The 14,149-nt window shown below is 66.6% G+C and carries 16 protein-coding genes; 9 read left to right on the top strand and 7 right to left on the bottom strand.

Annotation, left to right across the window (positions count from 1 at the left end):
* Window positions 1–111: 111 nt before the first annotated feature.
* Window positions 112–1,227, top strand: a complete 1,116-nt coding sequence (locus AB0H61_RS05015; RefSeq protein WP_357299305.1) for a hypothetical protein — start codon at window positions 112–114, stop codon at window positions 1,225–1,227.
* Between the two features lie 9 nt (window positions 1,228–1,236).
* On the opposite strand, the gene AB0H61_RS05010 is transcribed toward AB0H61_RS05015, so the two are convergent.
* The gene (locus AB0H61_RS05010) at window positions 1,237–1,746 is read right to left on the bottom strand and encodes a peroxynitrite isomerase (protein ID WP_357299303.1); all 510 of its coding nucleotides are present in this window, start codon (window positions 1,744–1,746) and stop codon (window positions 1,237–1,239) included.
* Between the two features lie 172 nt (window positions 1,747–1,918).
* Between AB0H61_RS05010 and AB0H61_RS05005 the strand changes: the two genes are divergently transcribed.
* The 3 genes from AB0H61_RS05005 (at window position 1,919) to AB0H61_RS04995 (ending at window position 4,457) form a co-directional block, all read left to right on the top strand.
* Window positions 1,919–3,265 (top strand): TIGR03118 family protein, encoded by a 1,347-nt coding sequence (locus AB0H61_RS05005; protein ID WP_357299300.1) that lies wholly within the window; start codon window positions 1,919–1,921, stop codon window positions 3,263–3,265.
* 85 nt (window positions 3,266–3,350) lie between these two features.
* A complete protein-coding gene (locus tag AB0H61_RS05000; protein WP_357299297.1) occupies window positions 3,351–3,887 on the top strand; it encodes a hypothetical protein in 537 nt (178 codons plus the stop codon).
* Window positions 3,888–3,905: 18 nt separating this feature from the next.
* Window positions 3,906–4,457: an AAA family ATPase gene (locus tag AB0H61_RS04995; RefSeq protein ID WP_357299295.1), complete on the top strand. Its 552-nt coding sequence runs from the start codon at window positions 3,906–3,908 to the stop codon at window positions 4,455–4,457.
* A gap of 82 nt (window positions 4,458–4,539) precedes the next feature.
* Here AB0H61_RS04995 and AB0H61_RS04990 read toward each other — a convergent pair whose 3' ends face one another.
* A complete protein-coding gene (locus AB0H61_RS04990) occupies window positions 4,540–4,887 on the bottom strand; it encodes a helix-turn-helix domain-containing protein (RefSeq protein WP_357299293.1) in 348 nt (115 codons plus the stop codon).
* A gap of 44 nt (window positions 4,888–4,931) precedes the next feature.
* Between AB0H61_RS04990 and AB0H61_RS04985 the strand changes: the two genes are divergently transcribed.
* Window positions 4,932–5,720, top strand: coding sequence for an SDR family oxidoreductase (locus AB0H61_RS04985; protein WP_357299290.1), 789 nt, complete (start codon window positions 4,932–4,934; stop codon window positions 5,718–5,720).
* A gap of 12 nt (window positions 5,721–5,732) precedes the next feature.
* Here AB0H61_RS04985 and AB0H61_RS04980 read toward each other — a convergent pair whose 3' ends face one another.
* Complete coding sequence (locus AB0H61_RS04980; protein ID WP_357299288.1) at window positions 5,733–6,704, bottom strand: helix-turn-helix transcriptional regulator; 972 nt, start codon at window positions 6,702–6,704, stop codon at window positions 5,733–5,735.
* 232 nt (window positions 6,705–6,936) lie between these two features.
* Here AB0H61_RS04980 and AB0H61_RS04975 point away from each other — a divergent pair, with 232 nt between their 5' ends.
* Window positions 6,937–7,377, top strand: coding sequence for a hypothetical protein (locus AB0H61_RS04975; RefSeq protein ID WP_357299285.1), 441 nt, complete (start codon window positions 6,937–6,939; stop codon window positions 7,375–7,377).
* Here the strand turns inward: AB0H61_RS04975 and AB0H61_RS04970 are convergent.
* Together AB0H61_RS04970 and AB0H61_RS04965 are read right to left on the bottom strand one after the other, a co-directional pair.
* Window positions 7,374–7,865, bottom strand: coding sequence for a hypothetical protein (locus AB0H61_RS04970; protein WP_357299283.1), 492 nt, complete (start codon window positions 7,863–7,865; stop codon window positions 7,374–7,376). The two genes, AB0H61_RS04975 and AB0H61_RS04970, sit on opposite strands and share 4 nt — an antisense overlap.
* 95 nt (window positions 7,866–7,960) lie before the next feature.
* Complete coding sequence (locus AB0H61_RS04965; protein WP_357299281.1) at window positions 7,961–9,358, bottom strand: amino acid permease; 1,398 nt, start codon at window positions 9,356–9,358, stop codon at window positions 7,961–7,963.
* A gap of 217 nt (window positions 9,359–9,575) precedes the next feature.
* Between AB0H61_RS04965 and AB0H61_RS04960 the strand changes: the two genes are divergently transcribed.
* Together AB0H61_RS04960 and AB0H61_RS04955 are read left to right on the top strand one after the other, a co-directional pair.
* A complete protein-coding gene (locus tag AB0H61_RS04960; protein ID WP_357299901.1) occupies window positions 9,576–10,388 on the top strand; it encodes an ABC transporter permease in 813 nt (270 codons plus the stop codon).
* Complete coding sequence (locus AB0H61_RS04955) at window positions 10,385–11,197, top strand: ABC transporter permease (RefSeq protein WP_357299278.1); 813 nt, start codon at window positions 10,385–10,387, stop codon at window positions 11,195–11,197. Before AB0H61_RS04960 ends, AB0H61_RS04955 begins: the two co-directional genes overlap by 4 nt.
* Before the next feature lie 2 nt (window positions 11,198–11,199).
* Here the strand turns inward: AB0H61_RS04955 and AB0H61_RS04950 are convergent, their stop codons facing one another.
* Entirely contained in the window at window positions 11,200–12,060 is an 861-nt protein-coding gene (locus AB0H61_RS04950) for a helix-turn-helix transcriptional regulator (RefSeq protein WP_357299275.1), read from the bottom strand.
* Between the two features lie 107 nt (window positions 12,061–12,167).
* Window positions 12,168–12,689 (bottom strand): AAA family ATPase, encoded by a 522-nt coding sequence (locus AB0H61_RS04945; protein ID WP_357299273.1) that lies wholly within the window; start codon window positions 12,687–12,689, stop codon window positions 12,168–12,170.
* A 423-nt stretch (window positions 12,690–13,112) separates the two neighbouring features.
* On the opposite strand from AB0H61_RS04945, the gene AB0H61_RS04940 reads away from it, so the two are divergent.
* Window positions 13,113–13,805: an MspA family porin gene (locus tag AB0H61_RS04940; protein WP_357299270.1), complete on the top strand. Its 693-nt coding sequence runs from the start codon at window positions 13,113–13,115 to the stop codon at window positions 13,803–13,805.
* The last annotated feature ends 344 nt before the right edge of the window (window positions 13,806–14,149 follow it).

Below are 14,149 nucleotides of genomic sequence, written 5' to 3'. Positions count from 1 at the left end.
CAGCTACGCCCCGTGCTGGATTGGTGTCGATAATGGAGCGCTCGGGGTGGCGGTTGCCGCGCCGAATCGTGCGCGGCGATCGCCGCACGGATGTGCCGGAGTGTGGACTTGATGGATGACGTATTGCTGACCCCGCCGGATGCCGACGAGGTGACACTGCTGGCCCGCGGGGTGGTCGCCGCGGCGCGCGGGGCGGACGGCCTGACACCGTTGCAGCAGTTGCTGATTCCCTCGCTGTTCCTGTCGATGACGGGACATCGGGTCGATCTGGAGGCGCTCGCGCCGATCGATGCCGCGGCCTTCGCGGACGGGCTGGCCCGCCGCAACCGCATCTTCCGCGAGCGGATCGTGCAGACCATGTTGCTCGCCGCGCTGGTGGTACGGCCGCTGCCGCCCGCGGTCGCGACCACATTGCGTGAGTTCGCCGACGCGCTCGAGGTGGACGACGACATGATCGAGGTGGCGCGGAAGTACGCCGAGGGGGCGGTCGATCTCGCCGCGGTCGATTTCGCGCGCAACGGCTATCTCGGCGGGCTGGATACCGGAAGGCTGGCCGCGCTGCACACCGACAGCCTGGATGATTCGTGGGGCACCGTCTGCGACGATCCGGCGCTCGCCGCGCGCTGGGCCACACTGCGCGAACTGCCGGTCGGGACGCTCGGACGCGGTGTCGCCGATTTCTACCGTGACCGCGGCTTCGTCACCCCGGGCCTGCCGGGTTCGGCCCCGCCGCTGCTGGCCCAGCACGACTGGGTGCATGTGCTCGCCGGTTACGGCACCACGCTGGAGAACGAGATCGAGGTCTTCGCGTTCATGGCGCGCGCGAATGACGATCCGCGCGCATTCAGTCTGCTGGCCATGGTGATCTCACTGTTCGAGACCGGCTATCTGCACGCGGGTGCGGGGCTGTTCGAGGCGAACGAGGGGCATATGCGTTCGGCGGGTATGGCGACGCGGCTGGGTGACGCCATGCGTCGCGGCGCGCTCACTCGCGGCAGCCACGACTTCCTGGACCTGGACTGGTTCACGCTGGCCGATCGGCCGATCACCGTGGTGCGCGGGGAAGTCGGGCTGGTCCCGAAGGCGTCGGAGGCGATCGTGGCGGGGGCGGTCGGGCCGTGGGAGGCGGGCGGCATTACGCCGTTCCAGCTGCATTCGGCCGAATCCGCCGCCGCATCTTCGGGAGTGCCGTATGTCCCGTGGCGGCCCGATCCGTCCCGTGGGTGAGGTCGGCCCTCAGGCGCGACGCAGTGTCGCGGCGAGGTGGTGGGTCAACGGCTGACCGACCGCCGCCATCCGCAGCGTGTAGTCGATCGTGTCGCCGGTGAGGGTGAACGAGCGGCCGAGCGCGGTCACCACTTTGGCGGTGCTGCTGCGGCCGATACTGGTCGAATCGAACTCCATCTGCAGGTCGCCGTCGGTGATGCTGAGCCTGCCCTCGCAGATCTCGGTGATCCCGGTCGGATGCGCCAGGATCAGTTCGACGCGGTCCGGGCGCGGGCAACGCAGGTAGCCGGTCTCGGCGTGCATCGGGCGGCTGCCGTCCGCCGCGCGAGTGCGCTGCCGGTAGGTGAGGAAGGGGCGGCCCAGGTGGCCGAACCGGATCTCCTCCAGGTAGTCGAACGACTCGATGGTCGGGTATTCGCCGTGCCCTGAGCCGCGCCAGATGCCGAGCAGGGGCGCGAGCGGAGCGATATCGGGATGGGGCGCGACGGACGGTTGGGGTTCGACCACGCGCGACAGCATAGTGTGCGCGACCGGATGGGGTTCTCCTTTGGTCGCATCAGGTCCGGGAAATGGCCGAACAGCCGGTCATGAGAACTTCCGATACCGCCGAAAATCGCTCAAGCTAAGGTTAGCGTCGCCTAAGAGGCACTGTCGGCGTGCGGGTGGAAAGGACAGTATGTTGAACGGACACATGAATGAGGTGCGTGCCCGGCGGTCGCGGACCAGGAACGGGCTGCTCCGCGTCTCGGTGCTCGGCGCCGCATTGATCGTCGCCGCCGCATGCTCGGATTCGCAGCCGGCAACCGACGATATTCCCGCGCTCGCAGGCAATAGCTACGTCCAGACCAACCTCGCCGGCAACAAGGACGAGTACAAGGCCCAGTTCACCTTCCCGGACATGGTGAACGCCTGGGGCCTGGCCGATCGTCCCAAGGGTGCGGGCGGCCACTTCTGGGTGGGCGCGGGCGGCAAATCGTTCCAATTCGTCGGTGATGTCACCGCGTCGCCGGACCCGAAGGCGCAGCAGCTGTTCCAGGACCAGCTGAAGATCGTCACCATTCCGGGCGCGGACGCCGACACCTCCGACGCGAGTATCGGCAAGACCACCGGCGTCGTTTTCAACCCGGCCCCCATCACCTCCGACCTGTTCGTCGTGCGTGATCAGCCGGTCGAGGTGAACGGCGCGCGGCAGCTGCTGACCGGATCGTCGCGATTCATCTTCGCCACCGACTCCGGCAAGATCTCCGCCTGGACCGAGCAGGACGCGCAGGGCGCCATCGTGCGCCACGACGGCCCGGCCAATCTGGTCTTCGACGGCCAGCCGCAGGGTATGCAGTTCTTCGGTATCGCGCTGACCCCGTCCGGCGACAAGCTGATGGCCGCCGACTTCGGCGCGGACCCGCAGGTCCGCACCTTCGACAAGAACTGGGCGCTGATTCCGACCACCGGCTTCGCCAACCCCTACGCCACCGGTGACGCGGTCGATCCGGCGGATCCGGCGAAGGGTAAGAAGGCCAAGCCCGGCGACCCGGCTCCGTTCAACCTGACGACCATCGGCAACCGGGTGTTCGTCTCGTACGCCACCACCCAGCCCGATGAGCAGGACGCCACCAAGTTCGATGCGGGCGAAGAGGATTCGCTCGACGCGGATCAGGAGAAGGACGCGAAGGGTAAGCCCGCGAAGGGTAAGGTCGCCGAATTCGACGCCAAGGGCGCGTTCGTGCGCACCCTCGACGACACCGACCGCCTCAACGCGCCGTGGGCCGTCGCGGTCGCTCCGGCGAACTTCGGTCCGCTCGCGGGCAAGCTGCTGGTCGGCAACTTCGGCGGGGCGGGCAAGATCCTCGCCTTCGACGACGCCTCCGGCACGTTCGTCGACTTCGTGCGCGACGCCGACGGTAAGCCCGTCGAGATCGAAGGGCTGTGGGCGCTGATGTTCGGCAACGGTGAGAGCCTTGGTGACGCCGATTCGCTCTACTTCACCGCGGGTCCGGATGACGAGAAGGACGGCCTCTTCGGCAAGTTGCGGCTGAAGTAGTCCCGGCGACGGTACAGGCGGTGCTCGATTCGGCCGGGCACCGCCTGTGTTGTATTTTCTTACGGCTCAACTAAAGTCGGGGCCCATGGGGTCCGAGGCCACGAAACGCTTCCTCGTTCTGCACGACTACGGCATGGGCGGGCTGTGGTGGTGGGTGCACGCCCAGTCGCCGCGCCACGTGCTGGAGACCTTCGCCGAGGTAGAAGTGATCGATGACGTCGATACGGTCGAGCGCGCCGAGTCCTGGGCGCTCGACGAGGTCGCCCACGACGCCACCGACCTGCCCGCGGGCCTCGACGATCTCCGCGCTCAGCGCGATCGCCAGCGCGCGCACCCCGGCTTCGGTGCTCTCGCCGACCGCGACATCGTCTACCTGCGCCGCCGCTGGGACGGCGCCGAGGGGGTCGACCCCGCCGACTACTTCATGGAGGTCGGCCACGACGGCAGGCGCACCCGCCAGGTGGAAGTCCGCGACGACGGAACGGCATTCAAATCCACCCCCGACGACTGGGCCTTCAACCCGCCGGTCGTCGACCTCTTCGATCCGGAGCTGCCGAACGAGGAAATCACCCGCGGTGCCTTCGAAACAGCCTGGGCCCGAGCCGCCTACGAAGACGAGTAACACCCGGAGAATATTCGGGTGACCCGACCCACACTCGTTGTTGTCAGCGGACCGCCCGGTGCGGGCAAAACGACCCTCGCGCACGCCCTCGGCACGGCCGTGGGCTGTCCCGTGATCAGCCGGGACGAGATCAAGGAGGGAATGGCCCATGCGACACCGGGATTCACTCCGGATCCCGTCGACGACCTGGCGTTGCCCACCCTGTCCGTCTTCTTCGACGTACTGACCGTGCTGTTGCGCGCGGGGGTCACCACGATCGCCGAAGCCGCTTTCCGGGACCGGCTCTGGCGTCCCGGCCTCGAACCCCTGCTGACCTCGGCCGACCTCCGGATCGTGCACTGCGTCGTCCCCGCCGCCGTGGCCCTGTCTCGAATCGGACTGCGCCGCAAAGACAACCCCCTTCGCCGCGTCCACTCGGCCCCCGTCGAGCCAGACCCCATCGCCCACGCCCACCGGCACAACGCCTTCGATCGCATCACCCTGGACGCGCCCACCCTCGAAGTGGACACCACCGCCGCCTACCACCCCGCTCTCCCCGAAATCGTCTCCTTCATCAATTCCCGGTCCTGAAGAGCCCCGCGCACCAGTCGCGAAGCCGCACAACCGATAGAGGATTGTCCGGCGATGCCGGGGCGGCCATTCTGGCCTCGGTTCAGTCGGCGGGGGAAGGCTGGGGTGGGGTGTGTTGTTGGGACCAGGCCCAGACGGGGTGTAGCGCGGCGGTGAGTTCTGTTCCGGCGGAGGTCAATTCGTAGGACTTGTCGGGCTTCTTCACAATCAGGTCGGCGGCTTGCAGGTTGTGCAGGCGGACCGAAAGCATGCTGGACGAGCATTGGCCCATGCGGCGGCGCAGTTCCAGGAAGCCGAGGGGGCCGGGTTCCAACTCCCACAGGACGCGCAGCATCCAGCGTTGGCCGAGCAGGTCCATGGTGGTCAGCATCGGCTCGTTCGCCGGGTCGTCTCGGCCCCGCGGCGGTTTGGCCCCACTTGCGCTTCTCATTTCGAACTACCATAGTGATTCTAAATTAGAAGTAGAACTATGGGATGGCTGCCGAGGATGGGGAGACAGTGGAAGCGACCGAGCAGCGAATCGTTCTGATCACCGGCGCGTCTCGGGGTATCGGCGCTGAAACGGCCCGCATCCTCGCTGCGGGCGGCGACCATGTGGTCATCAACTATCGCGAGAAGCGCAAGCGGGCAGACGAACTCGCCGAGCAGATCCGAGCGGCGGGCGGCAGCGCCACCACCGCGGGAGCCGACATCGCCGATTCGGATGCCGCGCGTACCCTGATCGACGGTATCGCGGCCGAATTCGGCCGCCTGGATGTTCTGATTCTCAATGCCTCGGGCGGTTTGGAACGGCAGGCCGGACCCGATTACCCCATGGCGATAAACCGCGATGCCCAGGAGCGGCTGGTGCGCACGGCTATGCCGCTGATGACCTCTGGCGGCCGGATCGTCTTCGTCACCAGCCATCAGGCGCATTTCCACGGCCGCAAGCCGGTGCCCGCCGACTACGTCCCCATCGCCGAAAGCAAACGCGCCGGAGAGGATGCGCTGCGCGCGATGATCCCGGAACTCGCCGCGCACGGTATCGGGCTGCGGGTCGTCTCCGGCGACATGATCGACGGCACCATTATCGTGAGGCTGCTGGAACGCCGGAATCCCGACGCGGTTGCGGCCCGCAAGCACCACGGCGTACTGCCGACGATCCAGGAATTCGCTGCCGCCGTCGCCGCCGCGGCGGACGGTGACGCCGCATCCGGTCACACCACGTATGTCGGCGGCCCGGACTACCTCGGGGATGCCGAACACGCCTACGCCCCAGCCTGACCCGCCTCGCTGTTACCGTGCCCATTCCGGGTCGACCCGCGTGAGCATGTCCAGCATCCACCCGGTACCTCGGTGTTCGGCGGGCAGCGCCGCGTAACCCTGCTCGGCCTCGTGAACGGCATCGCGCCTGAGCCCCGCGGCGGCGAGCACGATGGCGCGCTCCACACCCCAGAATCCCGTGGTGTACCAATATCCCTCGGCGGGCAGCGGTTCGTCGGCGACCGCGTCAGCCGCTCGGTCGGCGACCCGGAGCAGCGTCCGCGCCCGGCAGCGATCGCCGGTGAGTGCCGCCAGTTCGGCCGCCTGGTAGTGGTCGTACACCGCGAGCACCGGATGACGGCCGGGCACCGCGAGCGCGGCCTCCGTCAACAGCACCGCAGCGGCCGGATTCCCTTGGCGGCGAGCGGAATAGGCGCGGAAGCTGAGCGCGTGCGCTGCCAGCATCGGATCGCCGAGGTCGGCCGCGAGTGCGGCGGCGCGGTCGAAGCAGCGGTCGGCGGTGGCCGGGTGCCGGGTATCGAGTTCGAGCCAGCCGCGGTAGCGGGCCAGATGAGCGGTGAGATGAGCGGCGCCGGTGATGTTCTCGGCGGTGAGGGAGAGAGCGAGTTCGTCGAGCCCGCGCACGATCGGCAGGCACCAGGCCGAACCGGTGCTGTCCTCCAGATGCCGGACCCGGTGCAGCACCACCGCCAGGTCGGCGACGGTCGCCGCGCCCGCACCCTCGGGCCGGGTGAGTGCCGAACGGAGACGCCGGGTGTCCACATTGATCGTCAAGGCGCCGAGGTGACTGCGCCCCGCCGCGTCGGCGGTCAGCGCGGCACCGAGTTCGCGCTGGTAGGCCGCGATCACCTCGGCGGGGATCGGTGCCTGTCCGCGCTCGATCCGTGACAGATAGGCCGGGCTGTAGTGCAGGCGACGCGCCATAGCCCGCAGGCTGATTCCGGCGGTCTCCCGGGCTTCACGTAATTCGGGGCCGATGGTCATCTCGCATCCCGCCACGGTCAACGACAAGCAACAGCGAATACGGTGGATCAATCTCAACGCTGGCACACCGTGGGCGTTATGAACAGACCTGGACGCGGACTCCATGGTCGCCGCCCGCGTGGCGGACACGAGGGGACGATGGTGTTGTCCGCCTCCGTTCGCTCCCGCGCTCGGAAAGTCTCGAGGGAGGATTGGTCGTTGGTCGGAGGCCGATGAAATGGCGGCTCGTGCAATGACGGAACTCGGAGACAGGTGGAAGGTGCCCGGTAAGGAGTTGCTGCTCGCGGCCTGCCGGGGGTTGCCGCACGACGATCATCCGATGCTGGACGCGGCGGGGGAGTTGGCTCAGCTGCACGAGATTCGGGAACGAGCCCCCGCGTCGGAGACCGCCAAAATCGATCGGCGGCGCCTCCAACTGGTGCGTGCCATCGATCGGTGGATCGCGCTGGCGACCCCGGTGCCGTACGGAATCGTCGGCACGCACAGCGAGACCGTCGGCCGGTTGGTCGACCGGCTCGCCGAGCTCACCACCCAGGCTTTCGTGCCGCTGGCGTATGCCCCGGACGCCGTCTTCTACGACGCCTGGCTCCGCGTCAACGAATTGGCCGATAGCTACCAGGATCTGGTGGACGAACTCCGCGCCGGGACGCTCGGGATACCGGATGTCTGCTAGCGCCCGCGGCCGAAGAGCCGGAAACCACGCCCCTGTTTGCGCGGCAGTGTGGCGTAGACCATGGTCATATCGGCGAACACCTCGGCCTCCTGTTCGCGGTCGGCACCGAACTCGATGCGGCCCAGGACACGCTGTGCCGAGAACGAGGGTAGTAACGCGGCGAGGGTGGGCGGCATCGGTGTATTCGGCTCGGTGTCCTCCTTGCCGTGCCCGAGCAGCATATGGCCGACCTCGTGCAGGATGATGTGGTCGGCGTTGCGTCCGGTGGCGTCGGCGTCGTAGACGATGATGTCGTCGTGCTTGCGGGCGACCCACAAACCCTTTCCGCGACAGCCCTTCTCCGCCAGTATCTCGCCGGGCACCGGATGCAGCGAAATGGAGCGACCTCGGTGCGCGGCGACATCGGCGAGGTAGGCGTTGAGGTTCCACGGACTCGGGAGCGGCACCGTTCGGGCAGCGTCACCGAGGCGGGCTTCCATGCTGGTCATCGCGGCACACATTACCCATCCGGTCGCCCGGCGTCATCTCCGCATATCGGACATCACAGCCGGGTCGAGTTCCGGCGCTGGGTAATTCGCCGTGTTCACACCTCGGATGTCGGAACGTCGGTGGTGGCCGGTGGCTCGCGGTGCAGCAACCGGATGGCGACGTAGTTGATCACCCAGAGCCCGACGCCGATGGCGAGCAAGACCCCCGCGATGACGTACTGATCCGGATTCCGGTCGGTCCACGGTGTCACCAGGAACCCACAGCTCAGGGCGCCGAGCACGGGCAGGATCGTCGGGGTGCGGAAGTGACTGTGCGCGACCGGGTCCCGGCGCAATACCAGCACCGCCACATTCACGACCGTGAACACCGCGAGCAGCAGCAGCGCGGTGGTGCCGCCGAGTTCGGGTACCTCGCCGACGAAGAAGATCAGCCCGAGTGCGAGCACTGTGGTGAACGCGATGGCCAGGTGCGGGGTGCGCCGACTGGGGTGCACATTCCCGAGCGGACGCGGGATCACCCCTTGGCGGGCCATGCCGTAGAGCAGCCGGCTCGCCATCAGCATGTTGATCAGTGCCGAATTGGCGACGGCGAACATGGTGATGAAGGCGAAGATATGGGTCGGGAAGGCGGGCGCGCCGACCTCGACAACCTTCAACAGTGGTGTGTCGCCCTGGCCGAGTTGATCGGCCGGCACCAGGGCGATGGCGGTGATCGAGACGAGCACGTAGACCATCCCGGTCAGCAGCAGACCAGCCAGCAGGACCTTCGGGAAGATGCGTGTCGGCTGTTTGCACTCCTCGGCCATATTCACCGAGTCCTCGAAGCCGACCATCGCGTAGAAGGCCAGTGTGGTCGCGACGATCACGCCACCGAGTGCGCTGCGGTCGCCGGTCTCGAACTCGGTGATGCGGCCGAAGTCGCCGTTGCCGAAGCCGAGCGCCCACAGCCCGATCGCGATCACGATGAGCAATCCGGTCAACTCCACGCAGGTGAGCAGCACATTGAGTTTCACGCCCTCGCTGACGCCGCGCAGGTTGATCGCCGCCACCACGGCCATGAACGCCAATGCGATCAGAGTGATGCCGATCCCGGTACCCGGATCGAAGTCGAAAGCCTCCGCGAAGTTCGCGGCGAAGGCCCGGGACGCGGTGGAGGCCGAGGTGATGCCGGAACTCATCACCGCGAAGGCGATCATGAATGTGAAGAAGTGGATGCCGAACGCCTTGTGGGTGTAGAGCGCGGCGCCCGCGGCGTGCGGGTATTTGGTGACCAGCTCCAGGTAGCTGAGGCCGGTGACCAGCGCGACCAGGAAAGCGACCACGAACGGCACCCACACCGCACCGCCGACCTGGTTGGCCACCTTGCCGGTCAGCGCGTAGATGCCCGTGCCGAGAATGTCGCCGACGACGAACAACAGCAGTAGCCCCGGACCCATCACCCGCTTCAGGGTGGGTTCGGAGGTGGTTCCTGACTCCGTGCTCGCATCGGCCATGTTGTGCTCCTACGTTCGGAAACGGGAAAGAGGAATACCCATTTCTCCTGCGAACTAGTCGCCGCGCGGCAACTCGTGACGGCATCGAATCCGTCTCGATGTGAACCCGACCTACTACCCGCCGCGTTTATCTGGAGTCCGGCTCGCCTCGACATGCCGTGGTGCGGGCGGCCTCCCGGACAGCGGCGCGGACCTCGCGCAGGATGGAAAGGTGCAGATGACCAGCGATCAGCGGGCAATACCCCGTGCGCACGCGGTGGCGCAGTGGTGGGTGCTGGCCCGCCGGCTGATCCGCCCGTCCTGGCGCAATGGTGAGGTGGTCACCGCGATCCTCGCGCCCACCGTCTTCACCGTCGGCTTCTATGTCCCGTTGAACATGGTGATGACCATCTACGGGCACGGTCTGAGCAGTTACGCGCAATTCCTGATGCCGATGATCGTGATGCAGTCGGTCTCGTTCTGCGCGACCTCGGCCGCGTTCCGTGCCGCCACGGATGCCAGGGACGGTCTCAACGCCCGTTTCGGCTCGTTGCCGATGCCCGTGGTGCTGCCGCTGACGGCGCGCATAACCGCGGCCATGTACCGGGCCGCGATCGCATTGGCGGCGGCGCTGGTCTGTGGCAGCGTGATCGGGGTCAGATTCTACGGAAGTATCTGGGACACACTCGGTTTCGTCGGATTCGCGGGTCTGATCTCATTGGCGTTGTGTCTCGGCGCCGATCTGCTCGGCAGTCTCTCCAAGAGTCCGGAAGCGACCACCCAGGTGTTGATCATGCCGCAGCTGATCCTCGGCATGGTCTCCACCGGATTCGCGCCCGCGAGTCAATTTCCGTCCTGGATCCAGGGTTTCGCGCGCAATCAGCCGATATCCCAGTTCGTCTACGCACTGCGCGCACTGGCGGGCGATCCGTCCGGCAATGCCGGTGTGGTGGGCTGGCCGGTGCTCGGCCCGGGGCTGGCCTGGGCGGTCGGGATGCTGGTGGTATTCGGCGGACTCGCCGCCCTGGTGGCAACGTGGAGGTCGGAATGACGCGGGTGCTGGCGCTGCCGACGGTCTGCGGTCCGACCGAGACCTGGCGTCGGCTGGTGCCGCAGACCCTGATCCAGACCCACCGGCTGCTGCTGCGCTCGTGGCGTGATCCGCTGACCGTGGTGCAGTCGCTGGTCTTCCCGGCGCTGCTGCTGGTGGTGCTGAATATCGTGATCGGCAAGCAGGTTTCGGCCGTATCCGGGGTGGACGCACTGTATGGATCGGTGCCGATGGTCGCGTTGGTCGGGGTGATGTCGGGATCGCTGGCCGGTGCGGTAACCCTCGGCCGGGAGCGGGATGCCGGGCTACTCGCCCGATTCTGGGTGCTGCCGGTACATCGTGCCTCCGGCCTTGCCGCGCGGATCCTCGCCGAGGGCACCCGCATTCTGCTGTGCACCGCCGTGATGTTCGCGGTGGGCGTCGTCCTCGGCTTCCGCTTCGAGCAGGGGCTGCTCGCGGGTATCGCACTGTTCGGCGTGCCACTGGTGTTCGGACTCGCCTTCGCGACCCTGGTCACCGCCGTCGCGGTCTTGACCGCGAAAGCTGCACTGGTGGAGGCTATTTCGCTGGGGTCATCGCTGATGATGTTCTTCAGCACCGGCTTCGTGCCGCTTTTCGCCTATCCGGAGTGGGCCCGGCCGATTGTCGCCAACCAGCCGATGAGCCAGGCGATCGATGCCATGCGCGGGCTGGCGGTCGGAGGTCCGGTGCGGGCGCCACTGCTGGCCACGCTGGCCTGGTCGATCGGCGCGATCGTGCTGTTCGCGGTACCCGCGGCCGTCGGGTACCGCCGGGCCAGCCGCGCCTGAATTCAGTGCATGGTCTCGGCGATCCGCTCGATCAATCCGACCGAGTCGCGCGGGCTCAATGCTATGGCGCGCAGCTGGTCGAAGATCACGCCGAACCGCCGGATCTCGAGATGGCCCTCGATCAGCTCGTCACCCGCGATGCCCTCGACGTAGACCAGCTCCGGGTCGTTCGGCTCGGGGAAGTCCAGCAGGGTGAAGGCGCCCGCCATGCCCGGGTGGGCGCCCGCGTCGTACGGAAGGATTTGCAGGATAACGTTTTTCCGCTTGCTCTCCAGTAGCAGCTTCTCCAATTGTCCACGCATGATGTCGGCGCCACCGACGACCCGGCGGATGGCCGCCTCGTCGAGCACCACCCAGAGCTCGAGCGGTTCCTCCTTGCTGAGCACCGTGGCTCGGTTCATTCGAGCGGCCACCCGGCTCTCCATGACCGCGGCCTCGACCTTCGGCATCGAGGTGTCGATCACCGCGCCCGCGTACTGCGGCGTCTGCAACAGTCCGGGGATGTACGAGGTTTGGTAGTGCCGGGCGGAGAGCGCCTCGGATTCGAAATTGATGTACGCCGAGTACACCTCGGTCAGATTGGCCTCGTAGGGCCGGGACATACCGGGTTTCTGCGCGTCGGATAGCAGATCCAGGGCGTACTTGCGTCGCTCCTGTTCGACACCGTACAACTCGAGCAGTGTCATGAGTGTCCGTCGCTGGGGGCGTGCCTGTGCCGCCTCGATGCGATACAGCGTGGTGACGTTGATCCCCGTCTTGCCGCTGACCTCTTCCTTGCTGAGTCCGACACCCTCGCGCATCTCGAACAGCAACGCGGCCAAGCGGCGCAGCCCGGCGGTGAGAACCGTGCGCTTGCCTGCCATGCGAGCAATACTTGCACGTTGTGCATCGATCGCAACGCACTATTGCGTTGTTCTCCGCCGTAAACGCGCGTCAGTGACGCCGAATTCGCGTTCGCCGAGGGTGAGCGTCATGTGACGGGTTCGAAGCTTCGTAGCCAGTCGTCGACCTCGGCGGCGGTTCGCAACCGCACGACGGTCAGATGCCCGAACTCGGGGATTCGCTCCTCGATCATGTGCCGTCGAGTCGCATGCCGCGCCCAAGCCAAGCGAATGGGGTGGCCGGGACTGGGCCAGTCGCGGAACGACTCTCGATTGCCGTTCCACAGCTCCCGGCGGGTGATCGCCCTCGCCAGCGACCGCAAGATGACGCGCCGCATCACGGTGGGCCGTGGAAGATCGAGCCATACGAGCGTGTCGGCCCTCGGCCACAGCACCGACCCCACCAGTGCGTGGTATTGATCCTCGGTGACCCACCGGTCGCCCGCCGCGAACCGTGCGACGTCACTCTCGAATTCGTGACGTTTCGTCCACCCCGGCCCGTGATGCAACGCGTCGAGTTCGCACCTCGGTAACCCTAGTAATGCCGCGAGCTTGGTCGCCAGAGTTGTCTTCCCCGATCCCGAGATGCCGGACACCAGGATTCGCTGCATACACCGACCCTATTCGAAGCCCTCGATCGGCCGTGCGAACCCCGCCCCAACGCGTGTCCCGCCCCGCAACGCTTGGATGTTCGGCAGGATCCGGAAGCCGGTGGTTAACGATGTTGGACTTGCTGATAGTCGAAAATGCTTGTCGCGAAATGGTTCTCAACCTCAGCTGTGCTGCCGTCAGCGGCCGCCTTCGCGTTCGCCGCGCCGTGGCGGACGGTTGCGGTGCGGGCGCCCGCACCGGTCGTGCGGCAGGTCGCCGAGCCCGGGTAGCTCGTGGCGGTACCGCGCGCCGAGTTCGTCGGTAACTCGTCGTTGCTGTACTGTTACCGGCACTACGTCGACCGTCGAAGTGCCCTCCACACCCGCCGAACAGGATCCGCGACGACGATCGGTGTGCGAGTTCGTTTGTGAAGTTCCGTTTCGATGACTTTCGACTGGAGCGTTATGAACCGCAAGCCTTCACATGTCCTGGCCGCGATCACCGCGGTGATCATGGCCATCGCTGGTGCTGTCAACAGCACGGTCGGCGCTGAGCCCGGGGAGGTCAGCTCCGGTGGGATGCATCTGATCGCATCGGTGGATACCAGCTCTGTCAAATCAACCGGTGATCTCGCAATGGGGGTGCCGTTCTCACACTCGGCCAAGGTGGCCGGGAACTTCTCGGCCACCCTGTCGGGAGCCTCGGCGATGCGTTCCGGGTTGATCATCGCCGGATATCTGGTCGGCTGCGCGGTGGACGTCTCCGACGGCATCAACGTCAGCATCGGCGCGACCTCCGGTGTCAATGTCGATTTCGTGCCCGGACTTCTCGGTCTGACGTTGGAGGGTCCGCTCGGCGTCAATATCGGTGGGGAAGTCATCTTCGGGGTTTTCGGGCAAGTCGGCGCCGAGCTCACCGTGAATCTGGCTCCGGGCAGTGTCGCCGCGGCGGTGATCGCCGAGTCGGAGCTGGACGAGAAGTCGAGTTTCCCCTTCACCTTCGCGCACTCCAATACCTCGCTGAATATCAACGGATGCCTCACTCCGGCATCGGCCATGCCCTTCATCACCGTCCGCGCCGCCGCCTCCAACGGGATCGTCCAAACGACGGGCTACGGTGATTCATTCGCGTTCTGAGCATGATCGACGGCCGGGCTCGCGGCATCGAGGCGTGGCGTAGTCGCGGATCGATCAGTTCGATGACTCGCCGTGGGTTCTGCCCGGACAGGCATTCGCGTAGAACGACGTGATGCAATGGGGCGCCAGCCTTTCGAGCTCGGCGCGGATTTCTTGCCAGTATTGATGGACCAGACCGATATCAGCGTCATTGCCACCGTCTCACCACCCGCTACGGCGGCTGCTGCTGACGGCTGTCGTCACCGGCGCTGTTCACGCTCTCTCGCCGAACGGGATTCGGCCGGGTGACACCGACCTGCCGAAGCTGAATACACGGCACGGCTGACCGACTTCTCGTAATCCGG

It is taken from the genome of Nocardia sp. NPDC050710, from assembly GCF_040654375.1.
In the GTDB taxonomy this organism is placed as follows: Bacteria; Actinomycetota; Actinomycetes; order Mycobacteriales; family Mycobacteriaceae; genus Nocardia.
The sequence above is the reverse complement of the archived record's forward strand: the minus strand, read 5'-3'. Positions and strand labels throughout refer to the sequence as shown.